Source organism: Actinacidiphila glaucinigra, assembly GCF_900188405.1.
GTDB classification, from domain to species: domain Bacteria; phylum Actinomycetota; class Actinomycetes; order Streptomycetales; family Streptomycetaceae; genus Actinacidiphila; species Actinacidiphila glaucinigra.
The window spans coordinates 142,140-160,831 of record NZ_FZOF01000020.1; the positions used below are offsets into that span (position 1 = coordinate 142,140).

At 74.3% G+C, this 18,692-nt stretch carries 18 protein-coding genes; 12 read left to right on the top strand and 6 right to left on the bottom strand.

Annotated features, from left to right (window positions below):
- The first annotated feature begins 1 nt into the window (after position 1).
- The 4 genes from CHF15_RS30395 (at position 2) to CHF15_RS30410 (ending at position 4,394) form a co-directional block, all read left to right on the top strand.
- Positions 2-490, top strand: coding sequence for a glutathione peroxidase (locus CHF15_RS30395; RefSeq protein WP_089227105.1), 489 nt, complete (start codon positions 2-4; stop codon positions 488-490).
- Positions 491-492: 2 nt separating this feature from the next.
- On the top strand, positions 493-1,209 hold the full coding sequence (locus CHF15_RS30400; RefSeq protein ID WP_089227137.1) for a L,D-transpeptidase family protein: 717 nt from the start codon (positions 493-495) through the stop codon (positions 1,207-1,209).
- A 162-nt stretch (positions 1,210-1,371) separates the two neighbouring features.
- Positions 1,372-3,432, top strand: a complete 2,061-nt coding sequence (locus CHF15_RS30405) for an FUSC family protein (protein WP_089227106.1) — start codon at positions 1,372-1,374, stop codon at positions 3,430-3,432.
- 44 nt (positions 3,433-3,476) lie between these two features.
- Positions 3,477-4,394: a DMT family transporter gene (locus CHF15_RS30410; protein WP_089227107.1), complete on the top strand. Its 918-nt coding sequence runs from the start codon at positions 3,477-3,479 to the stop codon at positions 4,392-4,394.
- 39 nt (positions 4,395-4,433) lie between these two features.
- On the opposite strand, the gene CHF15_RS30415 is transcribed toward CHF15_RS30410, so the two are convergent.
- Positions 4,434-5,354, bottom strand: coding sequence for a LysR family transcriptional regulator (locus tag CHF15_RS30415; protein ID WP_089227108.1), 921 nt, complete (start codon positions 5,352-5,354; stop codon positions 4,434-4,436).
- A 64-nt stretch (positions 5,355-5,418) separates the two neighbouring features.
- On the opposite strand from CHF15_RS30415, the gene CHF15_RS30420 reads away from it, so the two are divergent.
- On the top strand, positions 5,419-6,384 hold the full coding sequence (locus tag CHF15_RS30420) for an EamA family transporter (protein ID WP_089227109.1): 966 nt from the start codon (positions 5,419-5,421) through the stop codon (positions 6,382-6,384).
- A gap of 605 nt (positions 6,385-6,989) precedes the next feature.
- On the opposite strand, the gene CHF15_RS30425 is transcribed toward CHF15_RS30420, so the two are convergent.
- Positions 6,990-7,874, bottom strand: a complete 885-nt coding sequence (locus CHF15_RS30425; protein WP_089227110.1) for an SCO6745 family protein — start codon at positions 7,872-7,874, stop codon at positions 6,990-6,992.
- A 170-nt stretch (positions 7,875-8,044) separates the two neighbouring features.
- On the opposite strand from CHF15_RS30425, the gene CHF15_RS30430 reads away from it, so the two are divergent.
- On the top strand, positions 8,045-8,728 hold the full coding sequence (locus CHF15_RS30430; RefSeq protein WP_089227111.1) for a pyridoxamine 5'-phosphate oxidase family protein: 684 nt from the start codon (positions 8,045-8,047) through the stop codon (positions 8,726-8,728).
- Here CHF15_RS30430 and CHF15_RS30435 read toward each other — a convergent pair.
- Positions 8,706-9,482 carry an enoyl-CoA hydratase/isomerase family protein gene (locus CHF15_RS30435; protein ID WP_089227112.1) on the bottom strand — a complete coding sequence of 259 codons (777 nt, stop codon included), beginning with the start codon at positions 9,480-9,482 and terminating at the stop codon, positions 8,706-8,708. The two genes, CHF15_RS30430 and CHF15_RS30435, sit on opposite strands and share 23 nt — an antisense overlap.
- Before the next feature lie 150 nt (positions 9,483-9,632).
- On the opposite strand from CHF15_RS30435, the gene CHF15_RS30440 reads away from it, so the two are divergent.
- Positions 9,633-10,241, top strand: a complete 609-nt coding sequence (locus tag CHF15_RS30440) for an HdeD family acid-resistance protein (RefSeq protein WP_089227113.1) — start codon at positions 9,633-9,635, stop codon at positions 10,239-10,241.
- Between the two features lie 211 nt (positions 10,242-10,452).
- A complete protein-coding gene (locus CHF15_RS30445; protein WP_410169668.1) occupies positions 10,453-10,944 on the top strand; it encodes an ATP-binding protein in 492 nt (163 codons plus the stop codon).
- A gap of 23 nt (positions 10,945-10,967) precedes the next feature.
- Here CHF15_RS30445 and idi read toward each other — a convergent pair whose 3' ends face one another.
- The 3 genes from idi to galE form a co-directional block, all read right to left on the bottom strand.
- Positions 10,968-11,576, bottom strand: coding sequence for an isopentenyl-diphosphate Delta-isomerase (gene idi, locus CHF15_RS30450; protein WP_179280034.1), 609 nt, complete (start codon positions 11,574-11,576; stop codon positions 10,968-10,970).
- A 123-nt stretch (positions 11,577-11,699) separates the two neighbouring features.
- Positions 11,700-12,650 (bottom strand): cation diffusion facilitator family transporter, encoded by a 951-nt coding sequence (locus tag CHF15_RS30455; protein WP_089227114.1) that lies wholly within the window; start codon positions 12,648-12,650, stop codon positions 11,700-11,702.
- A 173-nt stretch (positions 12,651-12,823) separates the two neighbouring features.
- The gene (gene galE, locus CHF15_RS30460; protein ID WP_089227115.1) at positions 12,824-13,813 is read right to left on the bottom strand and encodes a UDP-glucose 4-epimerase GalE; all 990 of its coding nucleotides are present in this window, start codon (positions 13,811-13,813) and stop codon (positions 12,824-12,826) included.
- A gap of 545 nt (positions 13,814-14,358) precedes the next feature.
- Between galE and CHF15_RS30470 the strand changes: the two genes are divergently transcribed.
- The 4 genes from CHF15_RS30470 to CHF15_RS30485 are packed head-to-tail and all read left to right on the top strand — an operon-like array spanning position 14,359 to position 18,686.
- Positions 14,359-16,128, top strand: a complete 1,770-nt coding sequence (locus CHF15_RS30470; protein WP_089227116.1) for a DUF5941 domain-containing protein — start codon at positions 14,359-14,361, stop codon at positions 16,126-16,128.
- Entirely contained in the window at positions 16,125-16,874 is a 750-nt protein-coding gene (locus CHF15_RS30475) for a phosphocholine cytidylyltransferase family protein (protein ID WP_089227117.1), read from the top strand. Before CHF15_RS30470 ends, CHF15_RS30475 begins: the two co-directional genes overlap by 4 nt.
- Entirely contained in the window at positions 16,862-17,923 is a 1,062-nt protein-coding gene (locus tag CHF15_RS30480; RefSeq protein ID WP_089227118.1) for an iron-containing alcohol dehydrogenase family protein, read from the top strand. The genes CHF15_RS30475 and CHF15_RS30480 overlap by 13 nt, the downstream gene beginning before the upstream one ends.
- Positions 17,901-18,686, top strand: coding sequence for a CDP-alcohol phosphatidyltransferase family protein (locus tag CHF15_RS30485; RefSeq protein WP_089227119.1), 786 nt, complete (start codon positions 17,901-17,903; stop codon positions 18,684-18,686). Before CHF15_RS30480 ends, CHF15_RS30485 begins: the two co-directional genes overlap by 23 nt.
- Positions 18,687-18,692: the final 6 nt, after the last annotated feature.

Below are 18,692 nucleotides of genomic sequence, written 5' to 3' on the forward strand. Positions count from 1 at the left end.
CGTGAGCATCTACGACATCCCCCTGCGCACCCTCACCGGTGAGCCCGCCTCCCTCGACGACCACCGGGGCAAGGCCCTGCTGATCGTCAACGTGGCCTCCAAGTGCGGTCTCACCCCGCAGTACGAGGGCCTGGAGCGGCTGCAGAAGCGGTATGCCGACCGGGGGTTCACCGTCCTGGGCTTCCCCAGCAACCAGTTCGCGGGCCAGGAGCCGGGCACGGCCGAGGAGATCGCGACCTTCTGCTCCGCGACCTACGGCGTGAGCTTTCCGCTCTACGAGAAGTCCGACGTCAACGGTGACCAGCGGCACCCGCTGTACGCGGCGCTGACCGAGACCGCCGACGCCGAGGGCCAGGCCGGCGACGTCCAGTGGAACTTCGAGAAGTTCCTCATCGGTGCCGACGGCCAGGTCGTCGGCCGCTTCCGCCCCCGCACCGAGCCCGAGGCCGACGAGATCGTCGCCGCCATCGAGGCGCAGCTCCCCGCTTGAGCCTGCGCGCGGCACTGACCCGCCTCGCCGTGCCGGCCGTCGTGGCCGGCACGGCGGCCGCGGTTCCCTGGCCGCCGCCCGTGCTGCCGGACCGCATGGCCGACACCGGCGGCGGCACCCAGCTGATCACCGCGGTCGCCGCCTCCCCGGAGGCCACCACCGGGACGCTGACCTGGTGGGACCGCCGCGACGGCCGCTGGGTCGCCGCGGGCTCCGCGGCCGCCCGTTTCGGCGGGGGCGGCCTCGTCGAGGGGCGCGACCGGGTGCAGAACACCTCGACCACCCCGGCCGGCCTGTACGACCTCCCGTTCGCGTTCGGCACCGAGCGGCAGCCCCCCGGTACGAGGACGCGGTACCTGGCGGTCACGGAGGACTCCTGGTGGTGCCAGGACAACGCCTCGGACGCCTACAACCGCTGGGTCGAACCCCTGCCCGAGGACTGCGCCCCCGAGGAGTCCGAGCACCTCGCCGACTTCGGGAAGCAGTACGCGCACGCCCTCGTCATCGGCTTCAACTACCGCCGCCCGGTCCGTGAACGCGGCGCCGGGATCTTCCTCCACGTGAACGGCCGCGCCGCCACGGCGGGTTGCGTCTCGGTCCCGGCCGGCGTCATGCGCCGCGTCCTGGCCTGGGCCGACCCCGGCCGCCACCCCCACATCGCGATCGGCACGGAGTCGGGCCCGACCGCGATCACGCGGCGGGACCCGTCGTCCACCTAGCTCCCCCGGCCGACCACCGGGAGGGACCGCGACGACAGGGCCCACGGCCGTACCGGGACACCCGCGGCCGATAGGCTGAGCAGGGGGAGGCGACGGCCCGACACCCCGCTGGCCTGCGTCTTTTCCCGACGCCGAGATCGCTCTCGTCCCGTGAGGATGCCCGTGCTGCTCCGTGGCCCCGGCCGCCGACCCGTCGCCCTGCCGTCCTGGCTGGCCCATCCGCTGCGCTGGCAGCGGGGGCCGGTGCCGTGGCCGGCCGTGCTGCGCGGGGCCCTCGCGGCCGGGCCGCTGCTCGCGCTGGGGATCGGGCTGGGACGCCCCGAGATCGGGGTGCTGGCCGGGCTCGGGGCGCTGTTCGCGGGCTTCAACGACCTTCCCGGCACCCGCAGGACGGCCGTCGTCCACATCGGGCTGCCCGCGCTCGTCGCCGCGCTGGGCGTGCTGGTGGGCGCCGTGACGCAGAACGCCCTGACCGGCTGGTGGGTGCTGCCGGTGCTGTTCGCCTCGGGCGCGGCGTCGGGCGCGGTCAGCGTGGTCGGCCCGGTCTGTTCACGGGCCGCCATGCAGGGGCTGGCCGCCACCGTGATCGGGACGGGACTGCCGCTGCCCGGCGGGACCGGCTCCAAGGCGCTGTACTTCCTCGCCGGGGCCGGCTGGCTGCTCCTGCTGCGGCTCGTCCTGCGCCCGCCGCGCCCGCTCGGCGGCGCGCTGGAAGGCGAGCGCGCCTCGCTGGCCCGGATCTTCGACGCCCTCGCCGACGCCCTCGACGCCGTCGGCGGGCCCGGCCCGGAGGCCGCACGGCGGCGGCTGAGCGCCGCCCTGGACCGCGGAGACGAGGCCGTCCGGCTGCGCCGGCTCAGCCGGCGGGTGCTGCGCAGGCCCGCACGCCCCGACGAACTGCTGCTCGCGGAGCGCTTCGGCGTGGCCACCGAGCTGACCGACGCCGCAGCCGCCCTGCTCTGGGAGGCCCGGCCCCTGCCGCCGCGGAGCGGGGACGGCCCGCGACGGCTCGCCACGGCCGTACGGACGGGAGCACCGCCCGGCCCGCTGCCGGCGCCGGAGTCGACCACCCCGGCCCGCGCCGCCTTCGACGCCATGATGCTGCACGCCTCCGTCGTCTTCGCCCGCACGGCCCCGGACACGGACCGCGCCGAGGACGCCGCACCGCTCCCCGCCCGCGGGTCGGCGCCGATGCTGCGCCGTCGCGTCCTCGGACCGGTGGGCCGCGAGTACGGCCTGAGGGTCGCCGTGTGCGTCACCGCCAGCGCGGCCGTGGCCGTGGCCCTGCGCGCGGACCACTGGTACTGGCTGCCGCTCACGGCCGCGTTCCTGGTGAAGCCCGACATCGGCCCGCTGTTCTCCCGGGTCGTCAACCGCTTCTTCGGCACGGCGCTCGGCGTACTGGTCTTCGCGGCGCTCGCGGCGCCCCTGGACGGCGGGATCTGGTGGACCGCGGTCTGCGCCTCCGTGGCGGGCGCGCTCCTCCCGTTCGCGGCCCGGCACTTCGCGCTCCAGACCGCCGCCGTCACGATCATGGTGCTGGCGTTCGTCTGGGTCGGAGGCGACACCCAGGCGGCCCTGTCCAGGCTGCTGGACACCGCGATCGCGTGCGCGATCGTCGTCGTCGTGGGCCACCTCCCACGGCTCACCGACCACAGCGCCCGCGTCGGCCACCTGCTGGCCGTCGCCCAGCGGCGCACCCGGGACTACCTCGACCACGTCCTGACCGTGCCCGCCGGTGAGCGGCCCGAGGAGCGCAGAGTGCTGCGCCGGGCGGCCTACAGCGCCCTGGGCGAGGCCCGCGTCGCCGCCGAGACCCTCGCCGCCGAGCTGCCCTCCCGGCGCGGCGGCAACGGCGACTGGTTCCGCGTGGTCGCCGCCTCGGAGCGGATCGTGGACGCGACCACCGCCTGCGTCCTCCGGATGGAGCAAGGCGCCCCGCGTCCGTCGGCCCACGAGGGAGCCCAGGTGGTCGCCGCGCTCACGGCGGTCGCCGAGACCCTGGACGGCCGGCCCCCCGCCGCGGGTCCCCCGGAGCTCCCCGCGACGCCCGAGTGCGAGACCATCGCCGACGTCGTCGCCGAGCTGCACCTCATCCGCGACCTCGTGACGAGCCTGCACCTGCCCGAGCGGGGCGGGAGTGCCGCACCGCGCCCCGTCGCGACCTCTCCGGCCGGAGGCCGGGAACCGAGTGCGGACAATCGTCGCGATCAAGACAGGTGAGGGGCTAAGGTCGGGCCAGTCGGCGACACCGGGAGGTTGACGAGGTGGCCGTATTCCTGCTCGGGGTGGGGGCCGCTTGCTGTCTGGGGCTCGGCTTCGTCCTCCAGCAGCTGGCCGCCCAGCGCGCTCCCCTGTCCGACTTCCTCTCCTTCAGGCTGCTGCTGGACCTCATGCGGATGCCGCAGTGGCTGCTCGGCGTCCTCCTGATGATCTGCGGCATGGTGCTCAGCGCCCTCGCGCTCACCAAGGGCGAGGTCTCCCTCGTCGAGCCGCTGACCGCGACCAACCTGCTCTTCGCGATGGCGCTCTCGCGCCGCCTCACCGGCCAGAGACTCGGATGGCACGGCTGGTCGGGCGTGGCGCTGCTGGCGCTCGGCGTGACGGCGTTCATCGTGGCGGGCCGCCCCTCGGGCGGCGGACCGCCCGCGGGGGCGCTGCGCCACTGGCTGGTGGTCGGCGTCGTCGTCGGCCTGGCACTGCTCCTGGTCGCCTGCGCACGGCGGCTGCGCCCCTCACCGGAGGCGACGGTGCTGGCACTCGCCGCGGGCCTGCTCTACGGCCTCCAGGACGCCCTGACCCGGATCTCCGGTCAGGTGGCCGAGGACGAGGGCGTCGGGGCTCTCTTCACGCAGTGGCAGCCGTACGCCGTCGTCGTGATGGGCCTGACCGGGCTGATGCTGGTGCAGAGCGCGTTCGAGACGGCCCCGCTGCGCATGTCGCTGCCCGCGCTGACGGCCGCCCAGCCGCTGGCCGGTATCGCCTGCGGCGTCGGCTTCCTCGGCGACCGCGTACGGGTCACGCCCGGCGCGCTGGCCTGGGAGGCGGCGGGGCTCGCCGCGATCGCCGTGGGGGTCGTGCTGCTGGGCCGGCATCCGGCGATGCCCTGCGCGCACGGCACCTCCCGGAAGGACGCGGCCGGCGTCGGCGGCTCGGGCGAGGAGCCCGTCAGGATCGTCCGGTGACCCGCCTGAGCCGCTGCCCACCGCCGTCGCCCGGTCCGCTCACCCCGTGAGCAGCCGGGCGACCGTCGCGATCGGCGGCCACGACCACTGACCGGCGCGCGCCACCAGGAAGTGCCGCCGCGTGCCCACCAGCGGGTCCAGCGGACGGGTCACCACGTCGTCCCGCTGCCGCTCCACCCCTGACTCGGCGAGCAGCGCCACACCGAGCCCCGCCCCGGTGAGCAGGTTCACCAGGTGCAGGCTGTCGACCCGGTGGACGATCCGCGGGGTGAAGCCGGCCATCGCGCACACCCGCTGCACCAGCTCGTCGTCGTCGCTGCCGCGCGAGTTGGTGATCCACCCCGCCCCGGACAGCCTGCTCAGCCCGGACAGCGGCACCGGCCCGCCCGGCCCCGGGTCGCCGGCGTGCCCGCCCGGCAGCAGGAGCACCATCGGCTGCGTGGCGAACTGCCGGGCGCTGAGACCGTCCGGCACCGGGCGCGGCACCAGGCTGTAGTCGTAGACGATCCCGAGGTCGACGTCCCCGGACAGCAGCAGCGCCAGGGTCTGCTCCGGCTCGTGCTCGTACAGCTGCACCTCGACGCGCGGGTGCTCCGCGCGGAGCCGCCCGAGCGCGGGCACGACCGTGGGTTCGACGGCGCTGACGAAGCTCGCCAGCCGCACCCGGCCGGCCGGGCCGGACTCCCCGCGCAGCTCCGCCCGGGCCTCCTCGACGGCCGACAGGATTCCCACGGCGTGCGCGACCAGGCGCTCACCCGCAGGGGTGAGCCGCACCCGGCGGCCGACCGGGGTGAGCAGCCGGGTGCCCACCTCCTGCTCCAGAACCGCGAGGTGCTTGGAGACCGCCGAGGTGCCGTATCCGGTGCGCTCGGCGACGGCGGCCATGGTGCCCACGCGGCTCAGCTCGACCAGCAGGCGCAGCCGGCCGAGATCGGGGAGCTGGTCGGACGCATCCATCATCCACTGATCGTAAACAATGCGTCCGCCAATGACTCGTGGACAGAAACAACGGACGGCGTGTCCAATGAGTCCCGTGTCCGAGCCGCATACTTTTACATCCCGCCGCATACCTGGTGCCGTACTGATCCTGGCCGCGATGACCGTGCTGCACACCGGCAGCGCCCTGACGACGGAACTCTTCGACGACATCGGCCCGGCCGGCACCACGTGGCTGCGCGTCGGCGTCGCCGCGCTGCTGCTGCTCGCCTTCACGGGCCGCTCGCTGTGGCCCGTGCTGCGCGCGGCCCAGCCCCGTGACCTGACGGCCGTCGTCCTGCTCGGCGCGGTCAGCGGCGCCATGATGCTGCTCTTCTCGGAGGCCGCCGCGCGCATCCCGCTGGGCACCGCGACCGCGCTGGAGTTCCTCGGGCCGCTCGCCGTCGCCGTCGCCTCCCTGCGGCAGCGACGCGAACTCGCCTGGCTGCTGCTCGCGGCGGCCGGCGTCCTGTGCCTCACCTCGCCGTGGCAGGGCGGGGCCGACCTCGCGGGAGTCCTGTTCGGGGTCGCCTCCGGCGCGTGCTGGGCGCTGTACGTGATCGGCACCCAGCACGTCGGCAGCCGCTTCTCGGCGCAGCACGGCCTCGCCGTCTCGCTCGGAGTCGCCACGGTGTTCACCGCGCCCTTCGGGGCCCCGGGCGTGGTGTCCGGCGCCACGTGGCAGGTCGTCGCGGCGGTCGCGGGCATCGCCGTCCTGATGCCGCTGGTGCCCTTCCTCCTGGAGATGAAGGCCCTCCAACGGATCGGCAGGACCGCCTACGGCACCCTCGCGGGCATGGAGCCAGCGGTCAGCCTGCTCGCCGCGCTGGTACTGGTCTCCCAGGTGCCGACCGCCCTCCAGGCGGCGGGGACGGCCCTGGTGGTGGTCGCGGGCGTGGGCGCCGCCCGCGGCGAGAAGCGCGCGGCGGGCCGTACCGGGGCGGAGGTCGCCCGCGGCGAAGTCCCCGCCCCGGCCCCCGCTCCCGCCCCGGCCCCGGCCGCCCCCGCACTCTGACCCCGGCACGGTGGCAGGCGGGGGCTCCGCCGCTCGTCTCCCCCAGCCGAAGGCTGGGGGGACCCCATGGGATCACCCCGCCCACACCCCCTCCGGTCGTGTGGGCGACTGACGGCCAGCGGGGGTGAGAAGGCGGTCCGGGGTTGCCGCAAGTGCCCTACTCACCCTCCGCCGGTCGTCATGCGCCCATACAAAAGGGAGGGGGTGTGGCGGGGTGCGCCCGGAAACGACGAGCGGCGGACCCGGGCGCCGAATGACGCGAGGCCAAACCGCGAGCGTTCTGGGGGTCCCCCCGGCCGGAGGTTGGGGGAGTGCGCCGGCGCGGCACCGACCCCACAACAACGTGCGCAGGCCCGCACTGACCGCGCCGGATGGGGTTCCCCCCGGCCGAAGGCTGGGGGAGGGCGGGAGGGCGGGGGACAGCCCCCCGCAGGCGCAAACTACCCGCACACGACAACCGGGGCGCCGAACTCCCCGCCCCGGCCCCGGCCGCCCATGAGCCCGGCACGATGGCGGGGCCTTGCCCGGGTGCACATGTCGACGTGTCGACCGACGCCGTCAGGTGCGGGGCAGGCCACCGCGCCCGTTCCGGCGGCCCCGCCGCCTCAGCTCTTGCCGAAGTGCTCCAGCGGGAAGCCGCCGTTGCCCAGGACGCGGTGGGTGAGGGCGCCGGCGAGCGTGGTGAGGCGGTCGACGGCGGCGGCCCCGAGGTGCTCGTAGGGCGAGCGGTCGAGGCGGTCGGTCACGCCCTCGATCTCGCGGCGCAGTTCGACGCCGCGGTCCGTGAGGTCGCCGCCCGCGTCGAGGAGGCCGCGTTCGCGGAGCCCCTCCTGGGCCGCGGCCCAGTCCTGGGCTGACCAGCCGCGGCTGCGCTGCACGAAGCCCGGGGTGAAGCCCTTGCCGGTGGCGGTGTGGGTCACCAGGGCCTCCAGCCCGTTCAGGCCCGCCGCGGCGAGGGCCGCCAGGTGCCCGTCGCCGCGGTGCTCGCGCAGCAGGGTGGCGGCGTGCCAGAGCGCGAGGTGGGGCTGCTCCGGCACCGGCAGGTCCGCGTTGGCGGCGTAGAGGGGCCTGGCCTCGCGGGTGCAGGCCTCGGTGGCGCGCAGTGCGAGGCGCGCGGCCTCGGCGAGGTCGGCGGAAGCGATGACCTCCGGTCCCAGCAGCCGCGTCAGCACGGCGTCGGCGACGCGCAGCCGGGTCTCGACGACCGCTTCCGGCGACGCGATGCCCCAGGCGCGCGGGATGACCGGGGCGATGATCGCGTGGTTGAAGTTGTAGAAGGTGGCGGTGACCGTCCCCGCCGCGACGGCGCCCAGCGGGGCGGCCCGCCCGGCGAAGTAGGCCATGGCGCCGCGCTCCAGACCGAGGGCGGTGAGTTCGCGGTCGTACTCGGGCGAGAAGTACACGACCGAGTGCAGCGGGTTGAGGGCGTTGTGGCAGCGCCGGCCCGCGCGCGGCTCCAGCGCGGGCGTGGTGGGGGCGGTGTCGGTCATGCCAGCAGGTTACCGACCGGTCGGCATGTCGCCGAGACCCGGACCGCCGAAACACCGATTCCGTCGCCCGGGCCAAGACCGCCACTGATTCCGTGGAAGGCGTGACATCGCACGGCCGATATGGCTAGCCTCGGCGCCCGGAAACCGCCAACCCTTCGGAGGCCCCGCCCATGCCAGCCCCCGACCGCACCCTCCCCGTGACCGACCGCACCCGCCACCGCCGCCTCCGCGAGCAGGGCAGCGTCTCCCGCGACGACCTGGACGCCGTACTGGGCGCGGGATTCGTCTGCCACCTCGCCGTCGTCGTCGACGGCACGCCGCTCGCCGTGCCCACCGTGTACGGGTACGACGCCGCCGCGGCCACCCTGTACCTGCACGGCTCCGTGGCGAGCCGCAGCCTGCGCCCGGCCCCGGGCGCCCCGGTGTGCGTCACGGTGACCCATGTGGACGGCCTGGTCCTGGCCCGTTCCGTCTTCGAGCACGGCGTCAACTACCGCAGCGCGATGGTCCTCGGCACGCCCCGCCCCGTCACCGACCCCGGGGAGAAGCTGCACGGACTGCGCGTGCTCACCGAGCAGTGCGCGCCGGGGCAGTGGGACCACGCCCGCCGGCCGGACCGCCGCGAACTCGCCGCGACGACGCTGCTTGCGCTGGCCGCCGACGAGGCCTCGGTCAAGCTCCGCTGCGGCCCGCCCGACGACGGCGAAGGGCCCGACGCCGCGCTGCCCGTGTGGGCGGGCGTCCTGCCGCTCACCACCGCGTGGGGCACCCCCGTCGCCGACCCGGCGCTGCGCGACGGCGTGCCGCTGCCGCCGCACCTGGCGGTCCTCGCTAGCCCTCCACCGTCCACGTGAAACGGGGTTCACGGCCCTCCAGGAACGCGGCCACGCCCTCCGCCGTGTCCTTGCTGCCCTCCGCCTGGCGGGCCCAGTGCCCGACGCGTGCCGGGTCGAGTCCGGGCGCGGTGAACTCCTTGGCGGCCGCCTGCGTCAGCAGCGACCGCGAGGCCAGCACCCCGGCGAACTCCTCCACCCGCTTGTCGAGCTCGTCCTCCGCCAGCACCTCGTCCACCAGCCCCGTCCGCAGCGCACGATCGTGGCCGATCAGCTCCGCGGAGAACAGCAGGTGCTTCGCCGTCGCCGGTCCGACCAGGCCCATGAGCCGTCGCGTGGAGGACGCCGGGTAGACGATGCCCAGCCGGGCCGGCGTGACCCCGAAGCGCGCGCCCTCCGCGGCGAACCGCAGGTCGCAGGCGGCCGCGAGCTGGCAGCCGCCGCCCACGCAGAAACCCCGGATCGCGGCCAGCGTCGGCTTCGGGAACGCCGCGAGCGCCTCCTCCGCCTCCACCGCGGCACTCTGCGTCGCGCCGGGGCCGCCGGCCGGATCGCGCAGCCCGGAGATGTCCGCGCCGGCGCAGAAGGTGCCGCCGGCCCCGGTGAGCACCAGGACGCGCACGGCCGGGTCCGCCGCGAGCCCGTCGAGCAGGCCGGGCAGATCCCGCCACATCGCCACGGTCATCGCGTTGCGCTTGGCCGGATTGCTGATCGTCACAGTGGCGGTGGCGCCCACCGTCTCCACCACCAGGCCCGGCCCGGACGGCTCGGACATGCCCGCATCCCTCGTCTCGTCGTCGTCCCGGCCGGCGAAGATCGCCGAAGCCGCCGGACGGGGATCCTATCCCGGTCCGTGCCACGGCAAATCGGGTATATGAGCTGTAGTTCCCGACTGGCTTCCGACGAGCGCGAGGAGGCGGCGGCCATGGCCCCGTTCAAGGGACGCAAGAAGCATCCGGAGCCCCCGGAGGCCGGGATCAAGCGCAGCTTCGGCTGGGTCGCCGCGCTGGGCGCGATCCTGGTCGTGGGCGGCCTGGTCGGGCTGTTCTACGTGGGCTTCGCGACCATCACCTCGATGCTGCTCTTCGGCTGGCTGCTGCTGGTCGGCGGCGTCGTCGGCCTGGTCCAGGCGGTGCAGAACCGCAACACCAACTTCTTCTGGCTCGCTCTGGTCGTCGCGGCCCTCTACATCGCCGCCGGGGTCGTCGTGATCCGCAATCCCGAGCAGACGGCGGCCGCCCTGACGATGTTCGCGGCGCTGCTCTTCCTGACCGGTGGGATCTTCCGCCTCTTCGGCGGCATGGTGGTGCGCGGGCCGCACATGGTGTGGACGCTCATCCAGGGCGCCATCGGCATCCTGCTGGCGATCCTGGTCCTGGGCAACTGGCCGGAGAGCAGTCTCTACGTCATCGGCGCCTTCTTCTCGCTGGCGCTGCTGTTCGACGGCCTGGGCCTGCTCGGCGCGGGTCTGGGCGGCCGGCGGATCGTCGGAATGGTCGCCGATGCCCGGGACGCCCCGCTGACCCGTCAGTGAAGCGGAACGGCCGGATCAGTAGAGCTCACTGGACTGGCACGTCCGATCGCCATGGGTCGGACGTGATCGAAAGATGTGGATTTACGGTCAGCGGCTCGGGGTGGGCCCCTTGCCTGCCGACACTCGATCCGTGAGGCGAACCCCGTCGCCGCCGCGGGCGGCCCTCGGGAGCCGCGGGGTGTATCGCGTGAATGCGAGGGTGAAGACCGCCATGGACGTACGCGGGAGCGTCCCGCCCCCCGATCCGGTGCCCCCGGTGGCGCCGGATGTCCCGCGCCCCTACGAGGGCGTGTGGCGCTTCACGGCCCCCGCGCTGGACTCCTCGGTGCCGCAGGCCCGGCACGCGGTACGCGAGCTCGTCGTCCGCCAGGGCGTGCCGGTCGGCGACGAACTGCTGCACGGCCTGCTGCTGATCGTCTCCGAACTCGTCACCAACGCGGTGCGGCACGCCGCGCTGCTCTCCCCGGAGATCGCGGTGGAGTTCGCCGTGGGCGTCGACTGGGTACGGGTGGCCGTCGAGGACAACCACCCGTACCGGCCGAAGGCCCTCCAGGTCGACGACGCCGACACCGGGGGGCGCGGTCTGCTGCTGGTCAAGACGGTGACCGCCGAGGCGGGCGGGATGTGCGACGTCCAGCAGACGACGACCGGCGGCAAGGTCATCTGGGCCGCGCTGCCGCTGCCGCCCGGCGCGGTGCACTGACCGCGGGGACCGCGCGGGCCGGGCTACCAGCCCGCGTCGCCCGTCAGCTCGCGCACCGCGGGCAGCGCGGCCTCGAGCACGGTCGGGAACCAGGCCGAGAACGGCCCGGCGGCGCGGAGCGCGGCGAGCTCGGCGGGCGACACGAAGGCGGTCTCGCCGATCTCCTCCGGATCCGGGTCCAGGGGTGCTGTCACCACGCCGACGAAGAGGTGGTTGTACTCCTGCTCGACCAGCCCCGACGCCGGGTCCGGGTGGTTGTAGCGGACCGTGCCGGCCTCCCGCATCAGCGCGGGCGCCACGCCGAGTTCCTCGGCGGTGCGGCGCGCGGCGGCGACGAAGGGCGGTTCGCCGGGGTAGGGGTGGCCGCAGCAGGTGTTCGACCACACGCCGGGCGAGTGGTACTTCCCCGCGGCCCGGCGCTGCAGCAGCAGCCGGCCCTCCGTGTCGAAGAGGAAGACCGAGAACGCCCGATGGAGCCGCCCCGGCGGCAGGTGGGCCGACAGCTTCTCCGCGGTGCCGATCGTCGCGCCGGTCTCGTCGACCAGCTCGAGGAGGATCGGCGCCGGGGCACCGTTGGAGGAGGGGTCCGCGGCGGGTGTGCGGGGCCGGTCGGCGGCGGGGCTTGTGGGCATGGCCATCCTTTGCTTCGACGACAAGACCTCAGTCTGCCTCACGCGGGGACGCCCGGTGTGGTTGCAGCGTGTTTGCATATCGTCACACTGAGTGCCCGATGCGATGCCGCTCAGGACGCTCCCTCAGTGGCACAACCGCGCCTCGTGCTCCGCGTGCCCCACCGGCTCCAGCTGGAAGGTGCAGTGCTGCACGTCGAAGTGGGTGCCGAGACAGCCCTGCAGGTCGTGCAGCATCTTCTCGTGGCCGACCGCGTCCAGGACGTCCCGGCTCACCACGACGTGCGCCGAGAGCACCGGCATCCCCGAGGTGATCGTCCACACGTGCAGGTCGTGCAGCCCCGCCACCCCGGGCAGCGCCAGGATGTGCGCGCGTACGTCGGCCATGTCCACGTCCTTGGGCGCGGCCTCCAGCAGGACGTCGATCGCCTCGCGCAGCAGTTTCCACGTCCGCGGGACGATCATCAGGCCGATCAGGATCGAGGCGACCGGGTCCGCCCGCTGCCAGCCGGTGACCAGGATCACCAGCGCCGCCACGACCACGGCCAGTGAGCCCAGGGCGTCCGCCATGACCTCAAGGAAGGCACCCCGGACGTTGAGGCTCTCGCGCTGCCCGCGCATCAGCAGCAGCAGGGACACCGAGTTCGCCACCAGGCCGATCGCGCCGAAGACGACGGTGAGCCCGCCCTCGACCTCGGTGGGTGTGATGAGCCGGCGGACCGCCTCGTAGAAGATGAAGGCACCCACGCCGAACAGCAGCACCGCGTTGGCCACCGCCGACAGGATCTCGGCGCGCGCCAGCCCGAAGGTGCGGCGCTCGCTCGGCGGGCGGTTGGCGAAGTGGATGGCGACCAGCGCCATCGCCAGGCCCGCCGCGTCGGTGGCCATGTGCCCGGCGTCGGCGAGCAGGGCGAGCGATCCGGTCAGCGCGCTGCCCGCGACCTCCGCCACGAGGATCAGCAGCGTGATGCCGAGCGCCATGCGCAGCCGCCCGCGGTACGCGGCGGCCGCCGTGCCCGTGGGTACGGACCCCGGCCCGTGCGGGTGGCCGTGGCCGTGCGCGTGTCCTGCGCCCATCGCCCGACACTCCCGTCCGTCGCCCCCCGCGCGACGGCGTGCCCGCGCGCGGAGACCGGCGAGCCCAGTGAACAACGGTCACCGTCCGTGGGCAACTCGCCGCTGGTGACCGCTGTCAGCGGTGGTGACCTGCGGCGATGGGCCACGGCTCCACCGCGGGGGAACGATCGTGGTCAGGCGCCCCGCGCCTCCGGGTGGTGCAGGCACCAGCCCTGCCACGCGGACTCGACCATCTCGCGGACGCCGCGGCCGGCCGCCCAGCCCAGTTCCCGGCGGATCAGCTCGGACGAGGCGACCACGCTCGCCGGGTCGCCGGCGCGCCGCGGCATGATCACCGGCTCGACGTCCTTGCGGCCGGTGACCTCCAGGACGATGTCGATCAGCTCCCGGACGGAGACGCCCTCGCCGCGTCCGATGTTCACCGTCAGGTCGGCGCCGCCGCCGTCCCGCTCGCCGACCCAGCGGGCCGCCGCGAGATGGGCGTCCGCCAGGTCCTCGACGTGGATGTAGTCGCGCACGCACGTGCCGTCAGGCGTCGGGTAGTCGTCCCCGAAGATCTGCGGGGCCTCGCCCCTGGTCAGCTTGTCGAAGACCATCGGGACGATGTTGAACACCCCGGTGTCGGCGAGCCGGGGCTCGGCCGCCCCCGCGACGTTGAAGTAGCGCAGGCAGGCGGTGGAGATCCCGTGCGCCCGCCCGGCCGCGCGGACGAGCCACTCGCCGGCCAGCTTGGTCTCGCCGTACGGGCTCAGCGGCAGGCAGGGCGTGGACTCGGTCACCAGCGGCACGTCGGGCAGGCCGTACACGGCGGCGGAGGAGGAGAAGACGAAGCGGCCGACGCCGGCGTCCGCCACCGCCTCCAGCAACGTCCCGAGGCCGCCCAGGTTCTCCCGGTAGTAGCGCAGCGGCTGCTCCACCGACTCGCCGACCTGCTTCCTGGCGGCCAGGTGCACCACACCCGTCACGCCCTGCTCGGCGATCGCGCGGTCCAGCACGGCGCGGTCCAGGACGGAGCCGGTCACCACCGGGACGTCCGCGGGCACCCTGGCGGGTACACCGGACGAGCCGTCGTCGAGCACGACCACGCGCTCGCCCGCCCGGCTCATCGCCCGCACCACGTGAGATCCGATGAAGCCGGCCCCGCCGGTGATCAACCAAGTCATGGCGCCACCCTAGTGGCTCGGTGCACGGCCGGGTGAGTGCGGATCCGGCCCCCCTCGGAGGTCACCGGGGCGGGGCGAGACCGACAGGGCACGGACGCTCGCAGCGCCGTCGGCGCCCTGTCCCGGCTGGTCACCCGCAAGGGCGGCAACCCGGACGTCCGCAGGGTGCACGCGGTGCGGGGTGGCGGCTTCGCCGCCCACCCGCGGCGAGGCGATCGGTCTGATCGGCTCCAACGACTCGGGCAAGTCCACATGCTCAGGGACGAGTCCCGCACGCCGGCGGCGGCCGGCCGTCCTGCGGTGGGCGCTCCCGGCACTCACCGTGACCCCCGCTCCACGCGGTGTACCGGGCGTTGTCGATCGCCCGCGTGATCAACCATGATGATCACGCCCAGCGGCCCATCACAGGGGAAACGGCCGGTGAACGGAGCCTTCCGGGAATCCGATAGCCTCTGCCGACACGGCCCCCCGCGGCGCGTCGCACCCGTGCGGCGGCGTCCCCGTCGGCGCCGAGCACACTCGCAAGTCCAGGGAGATGAGTCCTTCTGTCGACCGCCATCCTCGCCGGTCCGCCGGTCGCGATGTCGCCGATCGAGGGCGACCTGCGGAACCTCGGCTTCGAGGTCGTCACCGCGGAGGACGCCGCCTCGCTCGCCACGTACCTGCAGGCAGTCCCCGCGGCCGAGCGCGTCGCCGTGGTCGACCCCCGCCTCGTCGGGCACGTGCACGCACTGCGCCTCGGGCTGACCGACCCCCGCTTCGACGCCTCCGCCCTGCCCGGCGCCGTCTCGGTGCGCCCCACCGCCCGCGCCGCCCTGGTGCGGGCCGTCGCGGAGACCGGGGAGGAGGGCGAGGGCGAGACCCTCGCCGACCGGCTCGCCGGGCGGATGGAGAAGGACGGCGTGCCCGTCCACCGTCCCGAGCTCGGTGTCCTGGTCGCGACCGTCCCGGCCGACGCCACGGGTCGCGCCGGCGCCGCGGCGGCCGTCGCCGCCGTCGACGACGAGGCGGTGCGGCTGCGCAGCGCCGTGAAGTCCCGCGACGGCTTCTTCACCACGTTCTTCATCAGCCCCTACTCCCGCTACATCGCGCGCTGGTGCGCCCGCCGCGGGCTCACCCCGAACCAGGTGACGACCGCCTCGCTGCTGGTGGCCGTGATCGCGGCCGGCTGCGCGGCCACCGGGACCCGGCCGGGCTTCGTCGCCGCGGGCGCGCTGCTGCTGGCGTCCTTCGTCCTGGACTGCACCGACGGCCAGCTGGCCCGCTACTCGCTGCAGTACTCCACGCTCGGCGCCTGGCTGGACGCGACCTTCGACCGCGCCAAGGAGTACGCCTACTACGCGGGCCTGGCGCTCGGCGCGGCCCGCGGCGGCGACGACGTCTGGGCGCTGGCGCTCGGCGCCATGGTGCTGCAGACCTGCCGCCATGTCGTGGACTTCGCCTTCGCCGAGACCGACCAGGACGCCCGGGCCGGTGCCGCGGTGCTCTCCCGCACGCTCGACCGCGTCGGCTGGACGGTGTGGCTGCGCCGCATGATCGTGCTGCCCATCGGCGAACGCTGGGCGCTGATCGCGGTGCTCACGGCGGTGACCACGCCGCGCATCACCCTCACCGTGCTCATCGTCGCCTCCGGGCTCGCCGCCTGCTACACCACGGTCGGCCGCGTGCTGCGCTCCGTGCGCCGCAGGACGCCCTCGGGCGACGCCGCCGCCCGGGCGCTGGCCGACCTCGCCGACAGCGGGCCGCTCGCCGAGGGCCTGACGCGTCTCTTCCGGGGCCGCGGCGTGCCCGCGGCCGCGCTGCTGGGCGCGGCAGTGATGATCGCCACGTCCCTGCTCGCCCCGGCCGGCAGTCCGTGGCCGGTGGCCGCCGCCTGCTGCTACGCCGTGACCTCGGCGCTCGCCGTCTCCGGGCCGCTCAAGGGAGCCCTCGACTGGATCGTGCCGCCGGTCTTCCGCGCCGCCGAATACACCACCATCCTGGTGCTGGCGGCGGTCTCCGACGTGAACGGAGCATTGCCCGCGGCTTTCGGGCTGGTGGCCGCGGTCGCCTACCATCACTACGACACGGTGTACCGCATCCGCGGCGGGACCGGGGCGCCCCCGAGGCGCCTGGTCCGCGCGACCGGCGGTCACGAAGGCCGGGCACTGCTGGTCACCGCGGCGGCCGCGGCCCTGGCGCACAACACGGGTTTCACGGTCGCGCTGACGGTTCTCGCCGTCGCGCTGGCGGTGGTGGTGCTCACCGAGAGCATCGGCTTCTGGGTGTCCTCGCAAGCACCCGCTGTACACGACGAAACTGGAGGACCTGCATGATCGGCCTCGTGCTGGCGGCCGGCGCCGGACGGCGACTGCGCCCCTACACCGACACCCTGCCGAAGGCCCTGGTGCCGGTGGACCCGGCGGGTGAGGGCACCACCACCGTCCTCGACCTCACCCTGGGCAACTTCGCCGAGGTCGGCCTGACCGAGGCCGCCATCGTCGTGGGCTACCGCAAGGAGGCCGTCTACGAGCGGCAGGCCGCGCTGGAGGCCAAGTACGGCGTGAAGCTCCACCTCGTCGAGAACGACAAGGCCGAGGAGTGGAACAACGCCTACTCCCTGTGGTGCGCCCGTGACGTCATCAAGGAAGGCGTCATCCTCGCCAACGGCGACACCGTGCACCCGGTCTCCGTGGAGAAGACCCTGCTCGCCGCCCGCGGCGACGGGCAGCGCATCATCCTCGCCCTCGACACGGTCAAGCAGCTCGCCGACGAGGAGATGAAGGTCATCACCGCGGACGGCAAGGGCGTCCAGCGGATCACCAAGCTGATGGACCCGGCGTCCGCGACCGGTGAGTACATCGGCGTCACCCTCATCGAGGCCGAGGCCGGCGCCGACCTGGCGGACGCGCTGAAGGCCACCTTCGAGCGCGACCCGCAGCTGTACTACGAGGACGGCTACCAGGAGCTGGTCAACCGCGGCTTCCAGGTCGACGTCGCCCCCATCGGCGAGGTCTCCTGGGTCGAGATCGACAACCACGACGACCTGAACCGGGCCCGGGAGATCGCGTGCCGGTACTGACGAGGCTCATCCCCTCGCCGGTCGTCGTCGACATCCGTGCCGGAGCCCTGGACGACCTGGCGAGCGTGCTCGCCGACCAGCGCATCTCCAGCTCCGGCAGGCTCGCCATCGCGATAAGCGGCGGCTCCGGGGCCGTACTGCGCGAGCGGCTCGCCCCGGCGCTGCCGGGCGCGGACTGGTACGAGGTGGCCGGGGGCACCATCGACGGTGCCGTGAAGCTCGCCGACGCCATGCGCGGCAGCCGCTACGACGCGGTGGTCGGGCTCGGCGGCGGCAAGATCATCGACGCCGCCAAGTACGCCGCCGCGCGCGTCGGCCTGCCGCTGGTGGCGGTGGCGACGAACCTGTCGCACGACGGCATCTGCTCGCCGGTGTCCACCCTGGACAACGACAACGGCCGCGGCTCCTACGGCGTGCCGACCCCCATCGGGCTCGTCATCGACCTCGACGTGATCCGCGAGGCGCCGGTCCGCTACGTGCGCTCCGGCATCGGCGACGCCCTGTCCAACATCTCGGCGATCGCCGACTGGGAGCTGTCCCACCGCGAGACCGGGGAGCCGATCGACGGACTGGCGGCCGCCATGGCGCGCACCGCCGGCGAGTCGGTGCTCCGGCACCCGGGCGGCACGGGCGAGGACGAGTTCCTGACCGTGCTGTCCGAGGCGCTGGTGCTCACCGGCATCGCGATGTCGATCAGCGGCGACAGCCGCCCCGCCTCCGGGGCGTGCCACGAGATCAGCCACGCGATCGACCTGCTGTACCCCAAGCGGGCCGCCGCCCACGGCGAGCAGGTCGGCATCGCCGCCGCCTTCGCGATGTTCCTGCGCGGCGCCGAGGAGGAGGCCGGCCTCTTCGCGGAGGTCCTGCACCGCCACGGGCTGCCCACCACGCCGGGTGAAATCGGCTTCACCGAAGCCGAGTTCGTCACGGCCGTCGAATACGCTCCGCAGACCCGCCCCGGGCGTTACACCATCCTGGAGCACCTGGAGCTCTCCACCGACCAGATCAGGGACGCATACGCCGACTATGCCAAAACCATCGGTAGCTGAGCTGCGGCCGGTCGTTCACCCCTCCGGGCTGAAGGACCGTCGCAGCGGTGAGCACTGGGCCGGGCGCATCTACATGCGGGAGATCTCGCTGCGCTGGACCCGGCACCTCGTCAACAGCCGGGTGACCCCCAACCAGCTCACGTACCTCATGATCGTCGCGGGCATCGCGGCCGGCGCGGCGCTGCTGGTGCCCGGCCTGGCCGGAGCCGTGGCCGGCGCGCTGCTGATCCAGCTGTACCTGCTGCTGGACTGCGTCGACGGCGAAGTCGCCCGCTGGCGCAAGCAGACCTCGATCACCGGCGTCTACCTCGACCGGGTGGGGCACTACCTGTCCGAGGCGGCGCTGCTGGTCGGGTTCGGGCTGCGCGCGGCGGACCTCTTCCACCGCGACGGCGCCACCACCCAGTGGGGCTGGGCGTTCCTCGGGACGCTGGCCGCGCTCGGCGCGATCCTGATCAAGGCCGAGACGGACCTGGTGGACGTGGCCCGCTCCCGCAGCGGCCTGCCCGCCGTCCAGGACGAGGCCTCCGTGCCCCGGTCCTCCGGTCTGGCGGTGGCCCGCAAGGCCGCCGCCGCGCTGAAGTTCCACCGGCTGGTGGGCGGTGTCGAGGCCTCGCTGCTGATCCTCGCCGCCGGCGTCGCGGACTTCGTCCACGGCGACCTGCTCTTCACCCGCATCGTCGTCTGCCTCCTGGCCGCCATCGCCGTGCTGCAGACGCTGCTGCACCTGGTGTCGATCCTCGCGTCGAGCAGGCTGAGGTGAGCGCCG